Raw genomic sequence first — 24771 nt, 5'->3', positions numbered from 1 at the left:
AAGATTATTACTTCGTATTTAATGCATCCATTTGTGTCACTAAGAATGCCATTTGTTGATCGGCTTGCATCATAGCTTGGTCTAATCTCGAAAAAGTTCGAACATAATAAGCTCTTTTTTTATCAAGCTTCTCGCTAAAACGATCAATTCTGTCATCTAACTCCTTGATGCTTCTCTCAAAAGATTCTTCCTTCGTTGTATAAATACTTTTCTTTCCAGCTTCATCTTTTAAGTATGAGTTCATCAATTCATTGATTTTGACAGTATACCCATACTCTTTTGTTTGAGTTTCTTTTATTGGGTTACCTTCTTCATCTTCCATGATGTTACCAAGTTCATCTTTTTTATCAACAACTATTTTTTCTGTCGCAATAAAAAAGTTTTGAACATTTTGAGGGTCATCTTTTAAGCAATCCTTAAATACTTGCTCATCTAGCTTTAGATAACCATTTTTGTCAACTGACAATCCGACATCAGCCGGGTATTTATAGGTAGTATGAGGATTAGCGTCTGGCATTCCTGTTACTAGAAGTTTTAAATCTGTCTGTAAACGGCGAGCTGTACTATCTCCTGCTAGAGGACCTTGTTTGTTATCTTTTTTACTAGGATCTCCAACTTCTGATTTTTCATTTATAAAATCCATTAATGAATTATATTGCTCTACAAATGAGTTTACAGCCTCTAGTGGTTTATCTAAGTCACGAACTAGCCCTACACGTGCTGGCTCTTCTGTTTCACCGTGTAAATGAAACGTAACTCCTTCAATTACATCACTTACAGTATTTGACGGGCGTTCAATTTTCATTCCATCAACTGTAAACAAAGCATTTTGACCTTGCGTATAGGTTGGTTTATTGGTTTCTGAATCAGGATTTAATCCTAAATCATTTAACAGTTCTGTAGATCCTGTCATGTTTAATTCAGAATCACCAGTTTCTACATTACTAATAACCAAATGGCCATTAACAATGGTCGCTTTAACTCCAGTTTCTTTTGATTCAGCATTAATTTTATTTGAAATATCTTTTAAACTATCTGTTTCTTCAATTTCAATAATTATTGGATCTTTTTCTTCATCTTTTGCAGCAAATTCAAAAGTACCAGAAGTTCCTAACTCATCATAAATAGTTTTATCTTCAAGTTTTTCTATATCACCAGATACTTGTTTTGAAGGAGTAGCAAGTTGTTCTACAGTCACATCATAAGTGTCTTCCATTGCCTTATCAGTACCAGTGATAGTTACTTTATCTGGTTTTGAACTAGTAGCAATTTTTGAATTCCATGTTTCATTTTTTTGTAAAGTCTCTACATTTTTAGAAAAAGTATTCAACCTTAAACGAACATCTTTCCATGCATTTTGTTGCTCAAGTAATAAAGACTTCTGGTTATTCATCCTTATTAAGGGGGTTGATTCCGCCTCAATTAGTTGATCAATTTCTTGAGAAGTAATTCCTGAATAACTCCCCAATGTTGAACTAATTCCTGTATCACTTGTAACGATTGGCATCTACTCATCCTTCCATATCTATTAAATTCCCAATAAGTCCCCAATTGGAGACAATTTCATCAAAAACTTCTTCAGAATTTATATCTTTAATCACTTCATTACTTTTTGTATCAATTAGTCTAATAACCAATCTATTAGTTAACTTATGAATCTCAAGTTTCATTTTAACATTATTTTCATTAAAATGTCGATTAGTTTTTTCTATTATTTCCATAAGAGTTTTTTCAGAATACTTAGGCTCATGAACGTATTTATGTTTTTTATTTTTATTTTTTTTATAAAAATCATTCTGATGCATACTTGATAATTCACTTGAAATACTATTTGTTTGTTCTACTTTTTCAACCACACTACGAGAATCTAACCAATTTATAGGATTTACTTCCATTTTGATTTGCCTCCTCAATTAATTACTTGTTTAACAAAAGCCGACCAGTTAATAGTCGGCTTAAAATTATTATTGTAATAATGATAAAACACTTTGTGGCATTGCATTAGCTTGAGATAACATTGATGTAGCAGCTTGAGAAAGAATATTATTCTTAGTAAAGCTCATCATTTCTTCAGCCATGTCTACGTCTCTAATACGTGAGTTAGCTTCTGTTAAGTTTTCTTGAGCTACAGATAAGTTATTGATTGTGTGTTGTAATCTATTTTGTGCTGCCCCTAAGTCAGAACGAGTGCTTGAGATTTTTGAAGATGCTAAGTCTAATTGACCGATAGCCATTTCTGAAGATTCTCTATCAGATAAATCTAATACATCAATTCCTAATGATTTTGAATTAGTTGTTCCAAGTTCAACATTAATAACATCACTTGTATTAGCTCCAACATGGAAGTTTAAACCTGTTTTAGCGATATCTTTTTGTCCAAATGTTTGATTAAATGTAGCTGTGGATGTCGCATCAGCAGACTGCGTGCCATCAGCTGCAGTTTTATAACCAATCTCTTCTTTACCATAACGACCTTCTGTTGTTAGCTTCACTGTTCCTGATGATTTAGCATCAGCCTTAAGTGTTCCTGCATCAAAATCATCATATTGATCTTTATGATAAATAGAAAATGTACCATCGTTATTATCAACAGTTTTAACATCTGAAGTAGCTGATCCCTGTACACCAACTTTTCCATTACCATCATTTGTATAAACTAAATCAATGTTACCTTCAAACTTTTTATCAGTGATATTTACTGTCATGTACATATCAACATTATTTGTTTTTGTCATATCTCCACCAACAGTTGATGAATCGAATTCACCATCTAATAATGTTTTACCATTATAGTTTGTTGTTTGAGAAATACGGTCAACTTCTTCTTTTAAAGCATTGAATTCTTTATTAATTTCTGCACGATCATCGTTACTTAATGTATCATTAGCTCCCTGAGTGGCTAAATCACGCATACGGTTTACGATGTCTTGAGTTTCGTTTAAAGCGCCCTCTGCTGTTTGGATTAAAGAAATACCATCTTGAGCATTACGTGTTGCTTGCTTAAGACCACCGATTTGGCCTTTCATTTTTTCAGAAATAGCAAGACCTGCAGCGTCATCTCCTGCACGGTTGATACGTAATCCTGAAGATAGTTTTGCTAATGAATCCGACTTAGCATTGTTTGCTGATGTTAATCTTGAATAAGTGTTTAATGCTGGTACGTTTGTATTAATTCTCATAATGTAGCCTCCAAATTTTTATTTTACTGAGGTTTCCCTCTACATTATATTTATCGGTTGTTTTTTTTTACTTGTTAACTATTTTTATTAAAAAAATTTAAAATTTTTATTTTTAGTAAAATTATAATAAAAAACCTATGTTAAAATAACTAGATAAGGAGATTACTTTATGAAAAATAAACTACGAAATTTAAAGAACACCATATCACTATTTTTCGAAACAGATAGAATAAAAAAAATAAGTGGTATTATAATTCTTATTATTATTTTCTTTTTATTATTACCTAAAAAAGAAAATAATATAATTAAAGAAGAAATAGGTGGCCCTAAAGTTAATTTAACACCAGAAAAAAAATCGACCCCATAAGGATCGATTTTTTTATTTTTATTATTGTAAAAGTGATAATACACTTTGTGGCATTGCGTTAGCTTGAGATAACATTGATGTAGCTGCTTGAGAAAGAATGTTATTCTTCGTAAAGCTCATCATTTCTTCAGCCATATCTACGTCTCTAATACGTGAGTTTGCTTCAGTTAAGTTTTCTTGAGCTACAGATAAGTTGTTGATTGTGTGTTGTAATCTGTTTTGTGCTGCACCTAAGTCTGAACGAGTACTTGAGATTTTTGATGAAGCTAAGTCTAATTGACCAATAGCCATTTCTGCTGACTCTCTATCAGATAAATCTAATACATCAATTCCTAATGATTTTGAATTAGTTGTTCCAAGTTCAACATTGATAACATCACTTGTATTTGCTCCAACATGGAAGTTTAATCCTGTTTTTGCGATATCTTTTTCTGCAAATATTTGCTTAAATGTAGCAGCTGTATCTGTATCGATAACTTGTGTACCACTATCATCTTTCATCCCTAATGAGCCTTCACCATAGCGTCCTTCAGTTGTTAATTTTACTGTTCCAATAGATTTAGCACCATCATTTAATTTAGCATCTGGATCTGAAGAAGCAAAATCACTATCTTTATAAATACTGAAAGTTCCATCGTTATTATCAACTGTTCTCATGCCGCTTCCACCAGTAACTCCTGGTTTACCGTTTTCATCTCGAGTATAAGTTAAATCAACTGTTCCCTCAAACTTTTTATCAGTGATATTTACTGTCATGTACATATCAACATTATTTGTTTTCGTCATATCTCCACCAACAGTTGATGAATCGAATTCACCATCTAATAATGTTTTACCATTATAGTTTGTTGTTTGAGAAATACGGTCAACTTCTTCTTTTAAGGCATTAAACTCTTTGTTAATTTCAGCACGGTCATCATTGCTTAAGGTATCGTTAGCCCCTTGAGTAGCTAAATCACGCATACGGTTAACGATGTCTTGAGTTTCGTTTAAAGCACCTTCTGCTGTTTGGATTAAAGAAATACCATCTTGAGCATTACGTGTCGCTTGCTTAAGACCACCGATTTGGCCTTTCATTTTTTCTGAAATAGCAAGACCTGCAGCGTCATCTCCTGCACGGTTGATACGTAATCCTGAAGATAATTTTGCTAATGAATCCGATTTAGCATTGTTTGCTGATGTTAATCTTGAGTAAGTGTTTAACGCTGGTACATTTGTATTAATTCTCATAATGTAGCCTCCAAATTTTTATTTTACTGAGGTTTCCCTCTACATTATATTTATCGGTTGTTTTTTTTACTTGTTAAGTCTTTTAATAAAAAAATCGACCCATAAGGATCGATTTTTTATTTTGATTATTGTAATAATGATAATACACTTTGTGGCATTGCGTTAGCTTGAGATAACATTGATGTAGCTGCTTGAGAAAGAATATTATTCTTTGTAAAGCTCATCATTTCTTCAGCCATATCTACGTCTCTAATACGTGAGTTAGCCTCTGTTAAGTTTTCTTGAGCTACAGATAAGTTATTGATTGTGTGTTGTAATCTGTTTTGTGCTGCACCTAAATCAGAACGAGTGCTTGAGATTTTAGAAGAGGCTACATCTAATTGAGAAATAGCAGCTTCTGAAGCTTCTCTATCAGTTAATTGTAATCTTTCAATATCTAAAGTTGTTGTATTAGTTGTTCCAAGTTCAACATTGATAACATCACTTGTATTAGCTCCAACATGGAAATTTAATCCTTTTTTATCATTACTGTTATCAAAAGTTGTTTTATGAGAAGTTGTTGCTGCGTCTACATTATCTTCTCCATAGCGACCTTCTGTTGTTAATTTTACTGTAGCTGCTGATTGTGCACCTTTATTGACAATTAACTCACCAGTTGGATCATCGTTCTCATCTACTACCACTGTTATATCAGTAGTTTTATAAACATTATAAGTTCCATCATTATTATTAATTAGTGTATAGTCTGCGGCTCCTGTACCACTTAATTCCACTTTTGCTTCTCCATCTGTACGACCATATGAAATTTCAAATTCGCCATTTAATGATTTATCAGTATAATTAACAGTCATGTACATATCGATATCGCCATTATGCTCTGTAACTGCTTTTGAACTTGAATCATATTCACCATCTAATAATGTTTTACCATTGTAGTTAGTTGTTTGAGAAATACGGTTGATTTCCTCTTTTAATGAGTTAAATTCTTTGTTGATTTCTGCACGATCATCATTACTTAATGTATCATTAGCCCCCTGAGTAGCTAAATCACGCATACGGTTGACGATATCTTGAGTTTCGTTTAAAGCACCTTCTGCTGTTTGGATTAAAGAAATACCATCTTGAGCATTACGTGTCGCTTGCTTAAGACCACCAATTTGGCCTTTCATTTTTTCTGAAATAGCAAGACCTGCAGCGTCATCTCCTGCGCGGTTGATACGTAATCCTGAAGATAGTTTTGCTAATGAATCCGATTTAGCATTGTTTGCTGATGTTAATCTTGAGTAAGTGTTTAATGCTGGTACGTTTGTATTAATTCTCATAGTGTAGCCTCCATTTTTTTATTTGAAAGGTTTCCCTCCACATTATATTTATCGGATATAATTTAAACAAATTAAGGTGAATTGTTAAAAAATTATTAATTTTAAAAATAAAAAAGGATAAAACCCAATTAGAGTCTTATCCTTTTACTTAAATATAATCTAAAATACTTGTTTGTAATAATTTTGTTCCTACAGACAAAGATGCTTGATAAGATAACATTTGATTACTAAATTCAATATACTTTTCAGCCACATCAATATCTTGTAATTCAGAAAGATCTTCTTTTAATTGAAGATTTTCTGCTTCATTTCTTTCTTTAACTGCTTCCAAACGATTTGAAGTCACACCAATTTTCGCTCTAGTATCAACCATATTATTAATATGACTATCCATGCGAGTTAAAAGACCAGTCGCTTCTTGATCTCCAGTTGCAGCAGTTCCTGATAAGGCTTCTTTATCATTTTCATTCATTGCTGTCATTAAGTCTTTAATAAAGTTGTTAGCATCATCTGGATTGCCATCTGCATCGACTGAACTATTCAGAAAAATAGTTCCATCTGTTGTTAGACTAACATTGACACCATTTGAAATTTCTCTAGGTAAGTTATCTGGAGTTCCATGATACTTAATCGCCTCAATATCACCATTTTCAGCTTTAACAATTTCAAAAGGTGGAATGTCAGTGTTTTGACCTCCAAAAACATAACGACCATCATAAGTGGCATTTAAAGAATCAACAATATTCTCAATTTCACCAATCATCTCTTGTTTGTTAATTTCCATTTCTTCTGGACCAACTGTATCATTCGCACTAGCAATCATTAAATCTCTAATTCTGTGCATTGATTGTGTTGCAGAGTCTAATGCTACATCTTGCGTGTTAGTCCAAGAAATTGATTCATTGATTGTTTTATTGTATCCTTCATTTTTCACAATAGATTGATTCATTCCTAATATCTTAGAAAAAGCCAATGGATTGTCTGATGAACGACTAATTTCTGTAAATGTTCCTAATTGGTACGAGTATTTATTTAGTTGTTTCATGTTATTATTGACGTTTCTTTGAAAAGAAGCGTGCATATTAGCATCAGATACTCTCATTTAACTATACTCCTGTTCTATTGATTAGTGTGTCTAGTAAATCAGAAACAACGGAAATCACTCTTGCGTTTGCTTGGAACGCTCTTTGGAATCTCATGACATCAGTGATTTCTTCATTAATATTTACACCAGACACTGCATATTTTCTATCTTCTAATTGGTACAATAAAAACTCTTGTGACGTTACTTTATTATCAGCTTGCTGTTTAGCAATACCATTTTTAGTGACAATATCTTTATACGCATCAAGGGGCGTTGATCCACCAGGTTGATTCACAATTGTCATTGAATCTTCATCGTATTCAAAATCTGAATATGGATAGGTTAATCTTGTATCAGCAAGTTTTGACATAGCCTGAGCACGAGAACCGTCTCCAGAAGGTCCTGAACCTGGCAAGTAATTACCGTTCTCATCTACTCCACCGACTTCTTTACCAGCATTAACTAAAGAATGATTATTTCTGATTTCTTCATTTACTTTAATATTTTTAGCAAAGTTAGGATCATCAGGATTGTCAAAAGTAAAAAAATCAATTCCTTTTCCACCATCTGAATGAACAGTGTTAACAGCCATAGCAAAATTATAAACAAACTCATTAAATTCTTGTGTTCGTTTATCAATTTCGACAAGACCTTCTTGAAGACCTTTGGCAGCTCCACTTTCTACTTCAACAGGAGCATAAGTTGGAGGAGTATCTTTGGGATTAGAGATAAGAAGTTGCCCTACTGGATAACTTTCGCCATTTTCTAAGGTAATGTTATCACTAGTCAGATCGCCACCATCAGAAACAATAGGATTGCCATTTTCATCCGTTCCAACAACTACACTAATTTGTTTCATTTCTTGTCCTGGACCAACTAAAGTTTCTCCACCTAAGCTAACAGTTGCACGACCATACTCGTCAAACTGAGTTTCGATATTACCAAAACTTGATAAGTCTTCTAATAACATATCTCGTCTGTCTAATAAATCATTGGGGACACCGCCATCTTGAGACGCTTTAAAAATTTGTTGGTTTAATTCATTTAATTCTTCTAACTTACTGTTAAAATCCATAACTGTTTTTTCTAAAATAGAGACTGTTTCATTTTGCAAAGCATCTAACTCTTTAGCAATATGATTCATATCATCTACTAGCGCATTTCCATTCTCCACAACTACTGTTTTAGCTGTATTAGAGTCTGGATTGTTTGCTAATTGACCCCAAGCATCAAAGTACGCATTCAAATCATCCGACAAACTTGTCTGCCCTGGAGTTTCGTTAAAAATAACTTCCATTTTATTCAAAACATCTGCTTTGTATTTATATTGATTGTAAACAGCATTTTCTTTTCTAATACTTGCAAGAACAAATTGATCAGATGCTCTTGTTATTGATGTGACTTTAGACCCTGTTCCAATTTGACCAATACCTGTATAGTTATACGGAGTATTAGCTTGCATTTCTGCTCTTTGTCTTGAATAACCAGGTGTGTTTGCATTTGCAATATTGTGTGATGATGTTTCTAATGCTGTCTGTTGGGTATTCATCCCACTAGATGCGGTTCCCATTGTTCCGAATAAACCAGTCATCGAAAGCCTCCTAAAATTATTTACATTGAATGATTAACAAAACTAACATCTTCCTGAGTAGAAAGACTTCCTTTTTTTGAATAAGTTGCGTTTACTTTTTTTGCACTTTCACCTACAAGTTGCAAAAAGTTATTGTTAAATGTCATGGCTTGACGTGTTAATAATAGATTGTCATCTTGTAATTGTTTAATTTCATTGGCTAACTTTAATTCATTGTCTAATAATGGTCGTTTTATTTGACTCAATGAATCTATTAGTTGTTCTTTTTGTTTAACAATTTTTTCAATTTGAGCCCCATCATTATTAATCAAAGCTTTATTTTCTTTTTTTAGTAAACGTAAAAGTTGTTTAAAAACTTGTGTCAATTGTCTTGTAGATTCCATATTTTTTTATCCTTTTAATTGATCAAACATTTTATCAGCAAGTTCCTTTGAAGAAACACTATAAGTTCCGTCATTAATTGCTTTTTTTATGTCAGATATTTTTTTTGCGTGCTCTTTATCTTCTACTTGTTCACCTAAACGAATTTGTTTACTTGCTGTAGAGATATCAATTTCTACTGATTCTTTTTTAGGTGTTACTGATTCTTTTCCTACAGATTCTGAATTAACTTGTGAGCTATATGCCTCACGATAAGATGAATATTGATTATTTATTTTCATATTAATGTCTCCTTCTACAGATGTTTTTCTAAGCATCTACGTCTATACATATTCTTTATCGGCATCTAACTCAAAATGTTAATACTAAATCTAAAAAAAAGAATAAGTCATTCTAGACTTATTCAGTTTTAGTTTAAATTATTAATTCTTTGTTTTTGAGATAAGATACTTGTAATTCTAATACCGAAGTTTTCGTTAATAACAACAACTTCTCCTTGAGCAATCAATTTACTATTCACATAAATATCTAAAGGTTCATCTGTTAATCTATCTAATTCAACTACAGAGCCTACACCTAATTTTAATATGTCTTTGATAGATTTGCGACTATTTCCTAAAACAACACTAAAATCTAAAGGCACATCCATTAATAAATCTAAATTATCATTTGTTAATTCAACTTGTTCTTCTTCTAAATCTTCAAATTCTGGTTGTTGAATGCTAATTTTACGTGTTCTTTGTTTTCTTGTTCTTTCTTTTTTTCCTGTATTTTCTTCTAATTCATTCTCTGGCATACTAACACTTCTTTCTGATTCATTTTTCGTATGATTTAACATTAACTGGGCAATATCTTCCATCATCTCTTTTGAAAAGACTTGAGATATCTCACTTTGAATGACACCCTCAACTTCTAAATCAAATGTCACTTTAGAAACGAAAGTATCTAAGCCGATTTCTTTATAATCAACTTCAGACTCACTTTCCCATAAGTTTACTTTTGGTTGGAAAATATCAACTTTTTGACCAATCATAGTGGCAACTGAAGTTGTTGAAGAACCAATCATTTGATTAATGGCTTCACTTACTGCACTTAATTCCATCTCAGTAAAATTAGTATTAATAGGTTCTCCTGTTCCACCTGTCATAATATCAGCAATGATAATGGCATCAGAAACATTTAAAAGTAACATACTAATTCCTTTTAATCCTTCTTTAAATTCAACAATCGAAGATACTTTAGGAATAGATAGTTCTTCTAAAATATTTTTAAAAGGAACATGTTCTACTCTAGGATTTGTAATTGTAACATTCTTGTTTAGAATAGATGAAAGTGTACTACTACATTGAGTCATTGTTACTTTACCAAATTCTCCAATAAGATTTAATGCATTTTCATCAACTTCAAAATGGGTTATATTTTCATTCATGATCTGTTTCTCCTTCTGATAATTCTAATACTTCTATAGCGAGTGAACTCTCTTTTTGACCTGGTTTCACCAAGGCAAATAATTCATCTTCAATGTACATATTAAGTGGATCCGAAATTTTTTGATTTAAACTAATAGCATCTCCCACTTCTAGTTTAACAATATCTGATAAAGTCATTGTGTTACGACCTAATAACGTTTTTAATTCTAATTGAACCCCTTCAATATTTTTTTGCAGGTTCTCTGTGTCTTCTTGACTAAACTGATTATCAGAATCAAACCAGTTTTTAAGACTCAATTTATCCATAATAGCCTCAAAGAAAATATACGGAACACATAAATTAATAAATGTTTTTTGATTTAGAATTGTCACGCGACAGGTCACTAATACTACGGGTTCATTAGGTGACATATTTTGTAATAGCTGTGGATTTGTATCTAGCCCATCTAATTGGCAATCTAACGTTTCAACTTCAGACCAAACATTTTCAAAAGCTAAGATAAACACCTTAAAAATTTCTTCTAAAATAGATAATTCAATATCGGTAAAACTTTTCTTTTCTTTTTTACTATTTTTATCAATTCCTGATTCATTTCCACCACATAACAGTTCAACTAATAATTGGCAAAATTGAGGATTGATTTCAATCATTTGAATGCCATTTAATGGTGCTGAGTGAAATAAACCTAATAATGTAAATTTTGGAATCGAATGAATAAATTCATCGTAGCTAATCTGTTCAACAGAAGCTAATTGAACTGATACATTGGTTCTCATCTGCGTTGTTAGATGATTTCCTGCATACTTACAAAAATCTTCAAAAATCATAAATAGTGTATTAATATAATCTTTAGACAGTTTTGTAGGTCGCTTGAAATCATAACTTTTTATATTGCTCTTCTCTTGTTTATGTAAATAAGATTCCTCATCAATTTCACCACGACTAATGGCACTTAACAATGAGTCTATTTCTTGTTGTGTTAATAATTGGGTCAATTTAATCCCTCATTTTCAATAAAAATTTCCGTTCTCTTAATCTTCTATTTTCTCTAATGCTTGAATTACTCTATTTGCATTAAATGGTTTGACTATAAAATCTATAGCCCCTTCATGGATAGCTTCCATTACAATTGATTGTTGTCCCATAGCACTACAAACAATAATTTTAGCTTCTGAATCCATTTTTTTTATTCGTTTGATAGCTTCAATACCATCCATTTCTGGCATAATAATGTCCATTAGAATAACATCAGGTTTGATTGCTTTATATTTTTCAATGGCTTCGACACCGTTTTGAGCTTCCCCTATTACTTCGTATCCATTTTTTTCCAATAAATCCTTGAGCTTCATTCTCATAAAAACAGCATCATCTACAACTAAAACAGTCTTTGACATGTTTTCCCCTACTTTCCAAATTCCAATTAGATTTTTGCACGCACATATTTGATAACGGTGTTTCTAGATGACGAATACATCTCTATTATCAGTCCACCTACCATACGCTCCTTGGTGCTGATCTCTTACAATACATCCTTTATTAATTTCAAGAACACGATATCTTATGGTATTAACTATCGTAGAATTGTGAGTTGCCATTAATATTGTTGTCCCTTTTTGATTTAGTTGGTATAAAATTTTCATAACCTCAATAGCTGATTTACTATCTAAATTCCCTGTAGGTTCATCCGCTAATAGTATTTTAGGTTCATTTAAGATTGCTCTAGCAATAGCAATCTTTTGAATTTGACCTACTGATAATTCGCTAGGATAAAAATTTTTGAACTCTAACATGCCTACTTCTTCTAAGGCTCTAAGAGCTTTTTCTTTAATTAGTTTCCGTTCAGTCTCAATTGCTTTAAGGACATAAACTAAATTTTTATAAATCGTTAAACCCTCAATCAAGAAAAAGTCCTGCGGAATAACGCCTATTTGTCTGCGAAAGTCAGGTATTTTATGATCAGGTAATTGTTTCACATCTATGTTACCAATCGTTAAACTACCTGTTGTTAGACGCTCTTCACAAGTTAAGAGTTTTATTAATGTTGACTTTCCTGCACCACTTGGACCAACTAAATAAGCAAACTCCCCTTGCTCAACCTCTAATGAAACATTGTTTAACGCTATAACATTTGTATAGTTTTTAAGTACATTTATAAACCTAATCATAAAATACCTTCCTTTTACTGTTTAAAATTATTAATAATTTGCATCATGTCATCAGTTGATTGAATCACTTTAGCGTTTAAAGAATACGCTCTTTGAGTGACAATCATATCTGTCATTGAAGTTGCTAAATCAACATTTGATGCTTCCAAATAATGCTGTTTAATTGATGGATTAGCCATTCTTTGCGAATTAACCCCATTAGGTAATTGATATAAATTGCCACCAATCTCAGTTAATTGTTCAGCTTGATCACTATTAAAAACGGCAATTTCACCTACAAGTTGTCCTTTTACAGTGACTTGACCATTTTCATTTACGCTTGGTTTTCCTGTAGGCCACTGATTTTGAGGAACTTGATAAGTCATCTCAACTCTATTACCAGTGCTTGTTCTAAGTGTTCCTTCTGAATCCATTCTAAATGAACCGTCTCTTGTATAAACTAATTCATTATTTGGAAGTCTAACACCAAAAAAGCCATCCCCTACTAAGGCTAAGTCAAAATCATTCGTACTAGGTATTAACCCTCCTTGAGTTAGGTTTAACTGCCCCATCTCGGTCTTCATACCTCTAGAAATACCATTAATTAATAATTGATCTCTTGAAGTTGTATCTTCTCTTAAAAGTTCATGGAAATTTGTGTTCTGTTCTTTAAAGCCAACTGTACTCGAATTAGCTACGTTATTTGAAATAATATCTAAATTAGTTTGTAAGCCGTTCATACCACTCTTACTAATCGCTAAACTTGGATTCATTTTATTTTTTCCTTCTTTCTAAACACGACCAACTTCATTGGCTAATTTTCTGAGGGTTTCATCAGAGGTTAATAATGCTTTTTGATTGATTTCAAATTGTCTAGCTGTATCCATTAAATTAGTCATCTCATCAACCATATTAACGTTTGAACCTTCTAACATACTTGTTCTCACAGTACTTTCTCTATCTTGAACTCCTGGGTTAGTTGCAGTAAAAGTTGTTTCTCCTCTTGCGACTAAATCTCCTTGATCTGTAAATCTTATTAATTGAAATTGTGGATTAGCTTCTCTAGCATCTATAGGTCCACCGTTTTGTGATAATACTAAGTAACCTTCTTGAGTGACTAATTGATTTTGATCATTCACTTGAAAGTGACCATTTTTAGTATAACCAGTCTCTCCATTTGGTAATTGAACACTGAAGTACCCTTCACCAAACACCGCAAAATCACTTTTTTTATTAGTTGATTTAAATGTCCCTGCTGACATATCCTTAACGATTTCATCAACTTTATTCCCAAAAGTAAAACCACCAATATTTTGGCGTTTGTTAGCTTTCGGTCCTGCCGTATAATTATGTAATTGATATTCTTTGTCCGTTTTTTGAACAACTTGTTGTGATTTATAACCAGTAGTATTCAAGTTGGCAACATTAGAACTTGTATTTTCTTGTTTTGTTTGTAAAACACTTAAATTTCTTTGTAGGGTGTAGGTACTTCGAATCATTCTAAATCATCCTCAATTAGTTTTTTTAGTTTTATCAATGTTTTACCGTGTATTTGAGAAACTCTAGGAACTGATATATCCAATATGTCAGCAATTTCCTTTAGTGTTAGCTCTTCAACATAGTAGAGATTTAAAACAATTTGATCTCTTTCAGGTAATTTTTCAACAGCTCTTCTTAAAGCTGCTCTTTTTTCATCGTCTTCTAGAAGTTGATCAATTGGAACTTTACTAGTGTCTTCCACTAAATCTTTTAATTCCATGGTTTCACCATGGTTAGTAAAAATGGTATCGTCTAAAGACAAATTGGCTAAGTAATGAACTGTCTCATGAATTTTCGCTAATTGTTTACTACTAATATCAAGTTCTTTACAAATCTCCTGATCCGTTGCCTCACACATTTTTTCACGTTCTATTTTTTCTTTTGCTTTATAATAACTATCTAGATGCGACATTCTTGTACGAGACATCCTTGACGTTTTTCTAACTTCATCAATAATGGCTCCTTTTACTCGAATATAAGCATAACTTTCAAATGTTACTTTTTTGGATGCATCGTATTTTTTTAGTGCATCCATTAATCCGATTACACCAATATTAAATAAATCATCTTTATCATATTCTGTGGATTTAATGTCTATTCGATTGACTACCCGCCTAACAAATGGCAAATGCTTGACAATTTCTTGCTCATAATCAACTTCGTACACACTAACGCCTCCCCTCCATATTACGTATCAAGTTTGAAGATTTCTTAACCATTTAGTGAAATCATACCAACTGTTTCAATAGCAACTTCATTAGGAACTTCATTTAATGACAGCACTGCTAAGTTTGGAAAATTATATGAAATTAATTTTTTAAACATGACACGTGTATTAGGCGAGGCTAAAATAACGTGTGGTACATTTTCGGCTGTTAATTTCTGATGAACACTGTTTATTGAGTCAAATACTTGATTGATTATTTCTGGTTTAAGAACTGGAATCGAACCTGATGTTGTTTTTTGGGTATTCTTAGCAATCATATCTTCAAGCTCAGGATGAATCGTGATTACTCTTAAGACACCATCTGTTCCTAAATATTGTTTTGAAATAGTTCGTTTCAGTGCTTGTCTAACATGCTCTGTTAAAACTTCAATATCTTTAGTCATCATCCCAAAATCTGCTAAGGTTTCAAGTATGGTCACTAAATCATTAATTGGAATTTGCTCTCTTAATAAATTTTGTAATACTTTCTGTACCTCACCTAAACGTAAAATATCTGGTATCAATTCATCAATAACTACATTATATTTATCTTTGATACCTTCTAGTAAGTGTTTAACTTCTTGACGGCCTAATAATTCTGCAGTATTACTAAAAATGACTTCTTTTAAATGTGTTGCAATAACGGTAACAGGTTCAACAATTGTCGCTCCATGTATCTCAGCAACATCTTTATCTCGTTCATCAATCCATAAAGCATCTAAACCAAAGGCTGGTTCTTTCGCTTCAATCCCCTCTAAATTCAGTTGTTCATTTTCAGGATTGATTACCATTAATTTGTTGGTATAGATTTCACCACGAGCCACTTCATTCCCTTTGATTTTAATGCAATAGTCATTTGGACCTAATTGCAAGTTATCTCTAATTCTGATAGGTGTTAATAAAACACCTAATTCATGAGCACATTGTTTTCTAATATTAATAATTTGCTTCATTAAAGAATTATCTAAACTATCATCTGTCATTGGAATCAATGTATAACCGATTTCAATGGAAACTGGCTCTACTTGGAAAGAAGAAACTGTATCGTCTTCTTCTAGTTCTTGCTCTTTTTGAAGTAATAACATTTCTTGTTTTTGTTCAGCTAATTTTTGATCTTCTAAATCTTGATTTTGATATTTTTTAAAAGCAATAAATCCAAATCCTGCTCCCAAAATAAAGAACGGAATTAATGGGAACCCTGGTACTAATCCCATAATGAAGAGAACTGCGGCTACAATTCCTGCAATTAACGGATTAGGGAAGAAATCTTTACTGATGGCTGATCCAAATGTATTGTTATCATCTGAACGCGTTACAATAATACCTGAAGATACTGATATTAATAGTGAAGGTATTTGACTGACTAACCCATCACCAATTGTTAACTTACCAAATTTATTTAATGCTTCTGTTACTTCCATTCCTTGTCCAACTGAGAAAATTAATATCCCACCAACAAGGTTGATTAAGGTAATAATAATCCCTGCAATCGCATCACCTTTTACAAATTTACTAGCTCCATCCATGGCACCGTAAAAACTAGCTTCTCTTTGTAAATTTTTACGTCTTTCTTTCGCCTCATCTTCAGTAATAAGTCCTGAACTTAAATCCGCATCGATGGCCATTTGCTTCCCTGGCATTGCATCTAATGTAAATCTAGCGGATACTTCTGAAACCCTACCCGCACCATTTGTAACAACTACCATTTGAATAATGGTAATGATAATGAAGATTACAGCACCAACCACATAATTATTACCAGCAACAACGTCAGCAAAAGCGTCAATAACTTTTCCCGCATTTCCTTTTGTTAAAACAAGTCTCGTTGACGCAATATTAAGACCTAGTCTAAACATGGTTGTTAAAAGTAACAGAGTTGGAAAAGTTGCGAATTCTAATACATTTTTAGTAAAAAGCGTGATTAAAAGAATATTTATTCCTACTGTAATATTAATGATGATTAAAAAATCAAGAAAAGAACTGGGTAGTGGTATGATAATTAATCCGATAACAGATACGACAACAAATGACACAATGATATCAGAATAATTAAAACTTCTTAGATTTATTTTTGAAACCACAGTTATAAGTTCCTCCTTATTAGGTTATATTTTATATTTATTTTGCTCATTTGCCTGATAGACAAATGCTAATATTTCGGCTACTGTTTCATACATATCAACTGGAATAGCTTGCCCTACTTCAGTTGTTTTATATAGTGAACGGGCGACAGGTTTGTTCTCTAAAATCGGCACATTATTTTTCTTGGCCTCTTCCCTTATCATTTGAGCAATATTGTCTGCTCCTTTAGCAACCACTACTGGCGCACCGTTGTTTTCTTTGTCATATTTGATAGCAATTGCTAAATGGGTTGGATTGGTAACAACAACGGTTGAATCCTTTACTTGACTCATCATCCCATTAATTAATTGCATATACTTACTTTTTCGTTGAGATTTAACTAATTGATCTCCTTCTTGTTGTTTGTATTCATCTTTTACTTCTTGCTTACTCATTTTCATTTTTTTCCTAAATGAGAACCACTGAACGCCGTAATCAATGATACCTAAAACAAACAAGATCATCGCAATTTTTAAACTTAGTGTTTGAAGAAAGTCTAAAATAAAAATCGGTAACGCTTCAATACCAACAAATCCTGCATTAAAAAAGCTATCTAATACAGAACTAATTTCTTGTAACGTGATATAAAAAACTAGAGCTAACTTACCTAAATTTTTTAAAAGAGTGAATAATGCTTTTTTATTAAATAAATTTTTAAAACCACTAATAGGGTTAAGCTTTTTAAAACTTGGTTTCAAAGGAGTTCCTGTAAATAGAAATCCAACTTGAAGTAAATTACTTATCCAAGCGCTAAAAAAAGCAATCCCGAAAAACGGTGCAATAATGAGTAAAAAAGTTAAAATACTTTGAACACCTAATGCATTTATATTGTTCTCTAAACCATCATGATGATACTGAATTGAGAAACTACTTTGCAGTAAGCGAGTACACTGTCTTATGACCGACTCCCATAACGGGATAAAAAAAACTGAGAAAATTAAAAATGAGGTAGCTGACACTAAATCTGGACTTTTTACAAGTTCTCCTTTTTTTCGAGCATCCCTCAGCTTCTTGGGACTGGGTTTTTCTGTTTTTCCATCCTTATCAGACATTTCCTCACCTCGCTAACGACTCTACAAATTCTTTCATGTATCGATCTATTTCTGGAAAAATATTATTAACTAATTGCATAAAATTGGGTAAAAATAACAAAATGAAAAAGAAACTAATCAATATTTTCATTGGCATCCCTAACATTAATACGTTAATCTGTGGCACACTTCTTGAAACAATTCCAAGTACACAGTCTGTTACTAGAGCCACTAAGACAACCGGAGCTGCTAACATAAAACTAACTTGAAACATTTCAACAAATAATCGAACAATTCCTTCTACCGTATTACCACCTAAACTAGCTTCTGTTAATGGCAACATGTCGAAAGAACTAATTAAATTCTTTAAAACAATATGGTGCATATCTGATAAGAAAAACAGCATTAAAGCTAACCAATAATAAAGACGACCGTAGTTAGAAGCTTGAATACCAACGGTTGGATCATAGGCTGCTCCCATAGAAAAACCTACTTGAAAGTCAATTAACTGCCCTGCCATTTCAACAGCTGAAAAAATTAACTGAACAACAAATCCCAAAGCTATCCCAACTAATATTTCTTTAATAACTAAAAAAGTAAAGACAATCAGGTTAGGGACAACAATTAAGTCAGGAATCATACTGTAGACGATAACTGAGATAAAAAAACTAAGGGCAACTTTTAAAATAATCGGTGCTTGTTTAATTGAAAAGCCAGGAACACTAACCATAAAGCTAGAAATTCTAGCAAAAACCAATATATACGTTATTAACATAGCGTTCATTGTCAGCACCTACTTTACAACGAAGCCATAATGTTGAATAAATCTTTTGTAAATTCAACTAAAATATTTAACATGAAATTGCCTAGGATAATCAAAAAGAAAAAAACAACTAATAACTTAGGCACAAAACTTAAGGTTTGCTCTTGAATCTGTGTGGTTGCTTGAATAATACTTATCACTAATCCTACAACCATCGCTACGAGCAATATCGGTCCTGCAATCAAGATAATTTTTAAAAAAGCTTGATGCATAACGTCCAAAACAAGTTCTATTGTCATATAATGATCCTTTCTATAAGAAACCTCTTACTAAAGTTTCGACAATTAAATACCAACCATCGACTAATACAAAAAGTAACAACTTAAAAGGTAAAGAAATCATTACTGGCGATAACATAAACATCCCCATTGACATTAATATACTTGAAACGACCATATCGATAATCAGAAACGGTATAAATATTAAGAACCCTATACTAAAAGCTGTTCTAAGTTCACTGATTAAAAAGGCTGGTGTTACAATGTGCATTGGTAATTCTTCAGGTTTGTTTACTTTTTTTTGATTAGAATTTTTAACAAATAATTCCAAATCCTTTTCTCGTGTTTGTTTTAACATAAACTCTTTTAGCGGTTTTTCTGCTAAAACGATTGCCTCAGATTGACTAATTTCATCTTTAACGAGAGGCTGAATAGCAGTCTTATTTACTTCCGAGTAAGTAGGTTGCATAATGAAAAACGTTAAGAATAATGCAATCCCAATTAATACTTGATTAGGAGGCGTTTGTTGTGTTCCTAATGAGTTTCTTACAAATGATAAAACCATAATAATTCGGGTAAAGGAAGTGGTCAGTATCAGTATTGTTGGTATCAGTGTTAAAACTGTCATCAGTACGAATAATTTCACTGGTTCTGTACTTCCTGTTGTACCCACCAATTTTCCTACTGTATCAGTTAATTCATCCACATCAGCTGCAATTACTTTTAATGGTGTAAAAGATAGACAAAGAATAATAAATGCCATCAACGATTTAATTAATTTTTTCATTCTTTGTCCCCTTTCTTTTCTTTAACACACTAGAAAAATCTGGAACATATGATAATACCTTTTCCTGATTTTTAACTCTTAATGCTGCTTCTGTTTCTTTTTGCTCCAACAATAACCTAACATCTTCTTCATCTAATTCCCTTATTAATTCATTAGTACTTGGTGTCATGCTCATTAAATAGTATTTCCCACAAACTAAAACAATACTAAGTGAAGATTCTTTTCCGACTGTTAGTCGCTCAACAATCTCAATACTTTTACTTTGATTATGAGAGTACTTTTTCATGCTAGTTAATGATATTTTTATTAAAACAATAATCACTAACAAGAATACTATGGTTTTAAAAAGTAAAAAAATACTTGCCATTCTTTCTCCTTCTCGTCTATTGAATCACTAAATTAGTAATAAAAACTTCCCTGATTAAAGCTGAGCCATAATCTTTATTAATCTGATCTCTTAATTCTTCTTTCAGATTATTAACTCCGTTTTTATCTGCTAAAATAGCACTGGCATCTTTTTGTCTCAATTTATTAATGACACTATCACGTACCAAGTCTTTATTACTTTCAATAATTTCAGCATTTTTTGCGTTATTTGTTAGTAACGAAATTTCTGTGCGGATGTAAGAAGTTTCTCCATCTTCACTATCAGCTAAATTAACTAAAAATTCGTCTAAAGGTACGGATACTTCATCTTTATTGTATTTATTTTCAACTGCTTCTGTTGCTTGTTTTGGTTGAACTTTTCCTGACAAAACATTGCCTAAAATAGTACCGGCTGTAGCAGCTACAACACAAACCACTGAAATAACAACAATCAATATTATTTTTCCAGTCGGTTTACTCTTTTTTTTCACTTCTTGTTCTTGTTCTTCTTCAAGAACTTCTTGTTCTTCTACAACTTCTTCTTTTGCCATCTCTAACTCCTCCTTTACTTATCACTTTGAAGATGATTCATTTGGAAAACATCTCTTTGAAATGTCTTTATACGTTCTATTATTTCATCAATACTTTCCATGACCATAATCGCTTTACCATCCGACAATGTAATGACAGTGTCAGGAGCTTGGTCAATCCGATAAATCATACTAGAATTTAAGTAAAATTCTTGATTGTCGATTCCAGTTACTTTAATCATTCTTTACCTTCTTTCTTCCAAGCCCTGAACTGCACTAACTAATTATCGTTTCAAGTTAATTAACTCTTGTAACATTTCATCAGAAGTTGTAATTGTTCTTGAATTGGCTTGGTATGCTCTACTTGTAATAATCATATCTGTAAATTCAGTAGCTAAATCAACGTTAGATCCTTCAAGGGCACCTTGAATTAAACGACCACTTCCACTACTTCCAGCTCTTACATAATTTGGTTCACCAGAGTTACCTGATTGAACATAGTTATTTCCACCTGTTTTTTCTAACCCATCTGGATTGGCAAATGTTGTTACAGCTACTTGACCGATCACATAAGTATTATCATCGCTATAACGACCTGTAACTAAACCATCTTGTCCAATTGTGAAGTTCATTAAAGTGATTTCTTTCATAGCTGGATTACCATCATCATCTAAAACAGGATTACCTTCTTCATCTAATTCAGGGACTGTTAATTTATTTGGAATTGTAATTGGTCCAACTGGTTCAGATAAATCTTCTTGAGCATTAAACTCTTTATTATTTTGAATCGGTTGCCCATCTGCCGTTTGATATCCCATTACCTTATAGCCATCAACATTTGTTAATGTACCATTTGCATCTAATGTAAAGGCTCCATTACGAGTGTAATATTTAGTTTCATCGCCATCATCTTTTTGTAAAACAAAGTATCCTTGATCATCTAAAGCAAAATCTAGCGGACGACCTGTCGGCTGAGGGGTTCCAATTGTATTATTTTTATCAATTGAACCTACTTGAACACCTAGACCTACTTGCTTAGGATTAACTCCACCGCTTCCGTTCATTCCTGGTGCTTGTCCATTTGCTTCAGTGTTACTCATCACATCTTGGAAAGTTACACGTTCTGACTTATATCCATAAGTATTAACGTTTGCAATATTATTTGCCGTAACATCCATTTTTGTCTGTTGACTCTTCATGCCACTTACGCCTGAATTCATCGAGTTTAGCATTAGTTTCTCCCCTTAAATACACTTAAAGTGCTTTTTTTATTTTTCAGTCAATATAAATAAATTTTTATCTAAAAACTCATTTATATCACTGTAAAATCTGGTTTATATTTTTATGACTTGTTTTGTCAGATTTTAATCAGTTGATGGTTCCTCCGGCTTAGGATCTGGTTTTTCTTCAACTTCTCCACCGTCTCCAGGTTCTTTTTTAGGACCAGCTCCAATAGTAGATACTTGGCTCATTAGATAATCTTCGCCATCAATGACGATTGTTGCCATACCACCATAAAATTTAACTTGTTCAACAACGCCTTCAACTGTTTCATCTTTTCCAACTACAACAGTTACGGTTTCACCAATTAAACCTATGGCTTGCTGTTGATGGGCCATCATCATGGTATACTCTAAATCCTCACCAATTTCTTGTAATTGTTCTAAAGTAGCAAAGGTTACCATTTGTGTGATGTAGTCTGTTCCATTTCCACCATCTGAACCATCGAAACTTGGATTGGCCATTGAAGCAGCTAATATTTTTAAGAAGCCATCCATATCTAAACCGTTTTGATTTTTTTATTAGTCGGTGCGTAACCACCTGTATAATCATTATTTGTTCTTTCCATACCAAACATCTCTGGCATATTCATTCACCTCTTACTTAAACTAAAATATTAATTGAATCTTGTTCTTTAATAACTTCTATTTCTTTAAAGTCTTCAGATGAATCATAATTTCTCTTTTGTTGATTCCCTTTAAATTGATTTTGTTTATTTTGTTGCCTTTGGCTTAAATCACCACCAAAATCAAAACCATGTGGGGTAGGTAGCTTAACAACAACAGTTGCTTTTTCAATAGCAATATTTTGTTGAAATAAACTATCTTGTAACTTTGGTAATTGTTGTTCTAATGCTTCTTTCACAACATTGTCTTTCACCATAAATTCTGCGGATAACTTACCATCCTTTTTAGTTAAAACTACTTCTAGTTCCCCTAAATTTTCAGGTTTCATTGCTAGTTTAAACTGTGCAGGTTCAAATTCAGTTACGTTATTAGCTTCTATTTCAACTTTTGATACAATGTTTGGCACCGTTTCTTCTTCAAACAATATTCTCTCAGAACTATTTAGCTGGTTTGATTCCTTTGATGTAGTCATGTCTGTTGATTGAATAGAATGATCTGGAATTAATACAGACTTATTAGCTCCAAATTCCTCATTTTCAATCAATAACTCTTCACTATCTGCTTTTAATGAAATATCTTCATCGTGATTTATAATTTCTTCTACTGTATTACCTGAAGTCACCAGTTCATCTACTGCTACATCACTTACAAAATCTAAAGTTGTGTTTTCTGTAACATTTAGTTCGTCAGTTTGTTGTTTACTGTTTGCTAGATTCAGCATCTCTTTTTTTAAACTATTTTCGACACTTAAATTATCCGATAAATGAACAACCTTATCTTGATTTTCAATTGTTGAAAATTTATAGTCCATAGAGATGTCTTGCTCTGCCTCTTTTAAAGGAAACATCGAAATATCTGCTTGTTCATTCGCATCATTTATTGAAGTTAACTGATTAATAAATTCTCGTGTTAGAACCTTGTTAGGTAAATTAAGTTCTGACCTTAAATCAATAATATTACTTGCTTCAATTTCATTTTGTTGATTTATATTTATATTATCTTTAAATTGCAATTGACTTGCTATGTCTAAATCCATGCTTGTTAAGTTAGACACATCCATTGTCTCTTCATTCAAATCATCTTTGAATTCTGTCACAATTTGAGGAGCTAACACAACATTTTGTTCCATCTCTGCTTTAATTGAATCGATCACGAACTCTTCATTGAAAGGTGCTATCTCCATCCTAGTAGAGTAGATATTGCTAATCACACCATTACTTATAAGCTCTAATTTTGAATCTTTTTCTGAATCATGCGTTTTTTTTCTTACTGATGAGCCTTTAGAGGTATTATCTTCTAAATCAGAAATTGACTTTTTATCATTAGTTTTTATATCAGATTCAGTTGTATCCGTTAATTCCACTTTTTCTTCGATGCCATTTGAATCAGTAAAAACGTTAAGCTCAGGCTCTATCTCAGATCTTTTCTCTTCATTTTTATGTAAATGCTGATTTAATAACTCTGTAAATAGCTCTGAATTTTCAGAATGAGTGCTTCCAGTCATATTTACCGCTTCTTGATTCAATAAAACTGACACATCGATGTTCATCATATCTGGCATTGATTGAGCCTCCCCTTTTACACTGCAGATTTTCCAAATCTGAGTGTTCCCATTTCATCTAACTCTTTTTGCTCTTCGTATTTGATTTCAGAAAGATAATGTTCGTAGTGCTTTTCTTTTAAGCGTTCCATTATTTTTCTTTCTTTTTGAGCACCGACAAAGACCTCTTTCATTTTCTCTGTCTCATTCATGTACTGGTTGACTGTTTGTTGTTGCTTCACAATCTCATTTTCTAAATGATTTTTATATTCATATTGTTGTCTTAAACAATTAATATCGACTAAGTTTAAAGTTGATTTTTTCATTTCTTCACTAGCAGATACAATAGATTCTAATATTTCTTCTTGTTCTCTCTGTGCTTCTTGATAAACTAAAAAACTTCTTTTGGCTTCATCTTCTTCAGATTGTCTCCAATTTAGAACATTATCAAGTGAAAATTTATATCGACTCATT

The 24771-nt window shown here is 32.3% G+C and carries 29 protein-coding genes; 1 reads left to right on the top strand and 28 read right to left on the bottom strand.

The genetic code is table 11. The annotated features are described in order from the left end of the window. Window positions 1-7: 7 nt before the first annotated feature. The 3 genes from fliD to ACODH8_RS03305 all read right to left on the bottom strand — a co-directional run bounded on the left by fliD (window position 8) and on the right by ACODH8_RS03305 (window position 3179). Window positions 8-1507 (bottom strand): flagellar filament capping protein FliD, encoded by a 1500-nt coding sequence (gene fliD, locus ACODH8_RS03315; RefSeq protein WP_332465399.1) that lies wholly within the window; start codon window positions 1505-1507, stop codon window positions 8-10. Between the two features lie 4 nt (window positions 1508-1511). Continuing rightward, window positions 1512-1895: a flagellar protein FlaG gene (locus ACODH8_RS03310; protein ID WP_332465400.1), complete on the bottom strand. Its 384-nt coding sequence runs from the start codon at window positions 1893-1895 to the stop codon at window positions 1512-1514. 69 nt (window positions 1896-1964) lie between these two features. Beyond that, a complete protein-coding gene (locus ACODH8_RS03305) occupies window positions 1965-3179 on the bottom strand; it encodes a flagellin (protein ID WP_420517499.1) in 1215 nt (404 codons plus the stop codon). Between the two features lie 169 nt (window positions 3180-3348). Between ACODH8_RS03305 and ACODH8_RS03300 the strand changes: the two genes are divergently transcribed. Further along, window positions 3349-3546 (top strand): hypothetical protein, encoded by a 198-nt coding sequence (locus ACODH8_RS03300; protein ID WP_332525822.1) that lies wholly within the window; start codon window positions 3349-3351, stop codon window positions 3544-3546. A 21-nt stretch (window positions 3547-3567) separates the two neighbouring features. Here the strand turns inward: ACODH8_RS03300 and ACODH8_RS03295 are convergent, their stop codons facing one another. The 25 genes from ACODH8_RS03295 to fliJ all read right to left on the bottom strand — a co-directional run bounded on the left by ACODH8_RS03295 (window position 3568) and on the right by fliJ (window position 24770). Beyond that, entirely contained in the window at window positions 3568-4776 is a 1209-nt protein-coding gene (locus tag ACODH8_RS03295) for a flagellin (RefSeq protein ID WP_332466230.1), read from the bottom strand. Between the two features lie 125 nt (window positions 4777-4901). Beyond that, window positions 4902-6098 (bottom strand): flagellin, encoded by a 1197-nt coding sequence (locus ACODH8_RS03290; RefSeq protein ID WP_332466229.1) that lies wholly within the window; start codon window positions 6096-6098, stop codon window positions 4902-4904. Window positions 6099-6246: 148 nt separating this feature from the next. Beyond that, on the bottom strand, window positions 6247-7200 hold the full coding sequence (locus ACODH8_RS03285) for a flagellin (RefSeq protein WP_332466228.1): 954 nt from the start codon (window positions 7198-7200) through the stop codon (window positions 6247-6249). A gap of 4 nt (window positions 7201-7204) precedes the next feature. Next, the gene (gene flgK, locus ACODH8_RS03280; protein WP_332466227.1) at window positions 7205-8773 is read right to left on the bottom strand and encodes a flagellar hook-associated protein FlgK; all 1569 of its coding nucleotides are present in this window, start codon (window positions 8771-8773) and stop codon (window positions 7205-7207) included. A gap of 20 nt (window positions 8774-8793) precedes the next feature. After that, window positions 8794-9156, bottom strand: a complete 363-nt coding sequence (gene flgN, locus ACODH8_RS03275; RefSeq protein ID WP_332466226.1) for a flagellar export chaperone FlgN — start codon at window positions 9154-9156, stop codon at window positions 8794-8796. Between the two features lie 6 nt (window positions 9157-9162). Next, window positions 9163-9435, bottom strand: a complete 273-nt coding sequence (flgM, locus tag ACODH8_RS03270; protein WP_332466225.1) for a flagellar biosynthesis anti-sigma factor FlgM — start codon at window positions 9433-9435, stop codon at window positions 9163-9165. 128 nt (window positions 9436-9563) lie between these two features. Further along, the gene (fliY, locus tag ACODH8_RS03265) at window positions 9564-10583 is read right to left on the bottom strand and encodes a flagellar motor switch phosphatase FliY (protein ID WP_332466224.1); all 1020 of its coding nucleotides are present in this window, start codon (window positions 10581-10583) and stop codon (window positions 9564-9566) included. Continuing rightward, window positions 10576-11580, bottom strand: a complete 1005-nt coding sequence (gene fliM, locus ACODH8_RS03260) for a flagellar motor switch protein FliM (RefSeq protein WP_332466223.1) — start codon at window positions 11578-11580, stop codon at window positions 10576-10578. The genes fliY and fliM overlap by 8 nt, the downstream gene beginning before the upstream one ends. A gap of 36 nt (window positions 11581-11616) precedes the next feature. Then, window positions 11617-11979 (bottom strand): response regulator, encoded by a 363-nt coding sequence (locus ACODH8_RS03255; RefSeq protein ID WP_332466222.1) that lies wholly within the window; start codon window positions 11977-11979, stop codon window positions 11617-11619. A 63-nt stretch (window positions 11980-12042) separates the two neighbouring features. Continuing rightward, the gene (locus tag ACODH8_RS03250) at window positions 12043-12750 is read right to left on the bottom strand and encodes a cell division ATP-binding protein FtsE (RefSeq protein ID WP_332466221.1); all 708 of its coding nucleotides are present in this window, start codon (window positions 12748-12750) and stop codon (window positions 12043-12045) included. A 14-nt stretch (window positions 12751-12764) separates the two neighbouring features. Continuing rightward, window positions 12765-13502 (bottom strand): flagellar hook-basal body protein, encoded by a 738-nt coding sequence (locus tag ACODH8_RS03245; protein WP_332466220.1) that lies wholly within the window; start codon window positions 13500-13502, stop codon window positions 12765-12767. 18 nt (window positions 13503-13520) lie between these two features. Beyond that, the gene (locus ACODH8_RS03240; RefSeq protein WP_332466219.1) at window positions 13521-14228 is read right to left on the bottom strand and encodes a flagellar hook-basal body complex protein; all 708 of its coding nucleotides are present in this window, start codon (window positions 14226-14228) and stop codon (window positions 13521-13523) included. Continuing rightward, complete coding sequence (locus ACODH8_RS03235) at window positions 14225-14935, bottom strand: FliA/WhiG family RNA polymerase sigma factor (RefSeq protein ID WP_332466218.1); 711 nt, start codon at window positions 14933-14935, stop codon at window positions 14225-14227. Before ACODH8_RS03235 ends, ACODH8_RS03240 begins: the two co-directional genes overlap by 4 nt. 44 nt (window positions 14936-14979) lie before the next feature. Then, entirely contained in the window at window positions 14980-17055 is a 2076-nt protein-coding gene (gene flhA / locus ACODH8_RS03230) for a flagellar biosynthesis protein FlhA (RefSeq protein WP_332466217.1), read from the bottom strand. Window positions 17056-17079: 24 nt separating this feature from the next. After that, on the bottom strand, window positions 17080-18147 hold the full coding sequence (gene flhB, locus ACODH8_RS03225) for a flagellar biosynthesis protein FlhB (protein ID WP_332466216.1): 1068 nt from the start codon (window positions 18145-18147) through the stop codon (window positions 17080-17082). 4 nt (window positions 18148-18151) lie between these two features. Beyond that, complete coding sequence (gene fliR / locus ACODH8_RS03220) at window positions 18152-18910, bottom strand: flagellar biosynthetic protein FliR (protein WP_332466215.1); 759 nt, start codon at window positions 18908-18910, stop codon at window positions 18152-18154. A gap of 14 nt (window positions 18911-18924) precedes the next feature. Beyond that, window positions 18925-19188: a flagellar biosynthesis protein FliQ gene (gene fliQ, locus ACODH8_RS03215; protein WP_332466214.1), complete on the bottom strand. Its 264-nt coding sequence runs from the start codon at window positions 19186-19188 to the stop codon at window positions 18925-18927. A 13-nt stretch (window positions 19189-19201) separates the two neighbouring features. Continuing rightward, window positions 19202-19954 (bottom strand): flagellar type III secretion system pore protein FliP, encoded by a 753-nt coding sequence (gene fliP, locus ACODH8_RS03210; protein WP_420517498.1) that lies wholly within the window; start codon window positions 19952-19954, stop codon window positions 19202-19204. Next, a complete protein-coding gene (locus ACODH8_RS03205; RefSeq protein WP_332466213.1) occupies window positions 19938-20321 on the bottom strand; it encodes a flagellar biosynthetic protein FliO in 384 nt (127 codons plus the stop codon). Before ACODH8_RS03205 ends, fliP begins: the two co-directional genes overlap by 17 nt. A gap of 16 nt (window positions 20322-20337) precedes the next feature. Next, the gene (locus ACODH8_RS03200) at window positions 20338-20871 is read right to left on the bottom strand and encodes a flagellar basal body-associated FliL family protein (RefSeq protein ID WP_332466212.1); all 534 of its coding nucleotides are present in this window, start codon (window positions 20869-20871) and stop codon (window positions 20338-20340) included. A gap of 14 nt (window positions 20872-20885) precedes the next feature. Beyond that, window positions 20886-21092, bottom strand: a complete 207-nt coding sequence (locus ACODH8_RS03195; RefSeq protein ID WP_332466211.1) for a flagellar FlbD family protein — start codon at window positions 21090-21092, stop codon at window positions 20886-20888. Between the two features lie 42 nt (window positions 21093-21134). After that, window positions 21135-22082: a flagellar hook-basal body complex protein gene (locus ACODH8_RS03190; RefSeq protein ID WP_332466210.1), complete on the bottom strand. Its 948-nt coding sequence runs from the start codon at window positions 22080-22082 to the stop codon at window positions 21135-21137. A 132-nt stretch (window positions 22083-22214) separates the two neighbouring features. Next, window positions 22215-22628: a flagellar basal body rod modification protein gene (locus ACODH8_RS03185; RefSeq protein ID WP_420517497.1), complete on the bottom strand. Its 414-nt coding sequence runs from the start codon at window positions 22626-22628 to the stop codon at window positions 22215-22217. Between the two features lie 106 nt (window positions 22629-22734). Beyond that, entirely contained in the window at window positions 22735-24318 is a 1584-nt protein-coding gene (locus ACODH8_RS03180; protein ID WP_332466208.1) for a flagellar hook-length control protein FliK, read from the bottom strand. Window positions 24319-24335: 17 nt separating this feature from the next. Further along, on the bottom strand, window positions 24336-24770 hold the full coding sequence (fliJ, locus tag ACODH8_RS03175) for a flagellar export protein FliJ (RefSeq protein WP_332466207.1): 435 nt from the start codon (window positions 24768-24770) through the stop codon (window positions 24336-24338). Between the last annotated feature and the right edge of the window lies 1 nt (window position 24771).

The organism is Vagococcus fluvialis, assembly GCF_048815235.1.
Lineage (GTDB): Bacteria > Bacillota > Bacilli > Lactobacillales > Vagococcaceae > Vagococcus.
The sequence above is the reverse complement of the archived record's forward strand: the minus strand, read 5'-3'. Positions and strand labels throughout refer to the sequence as shown.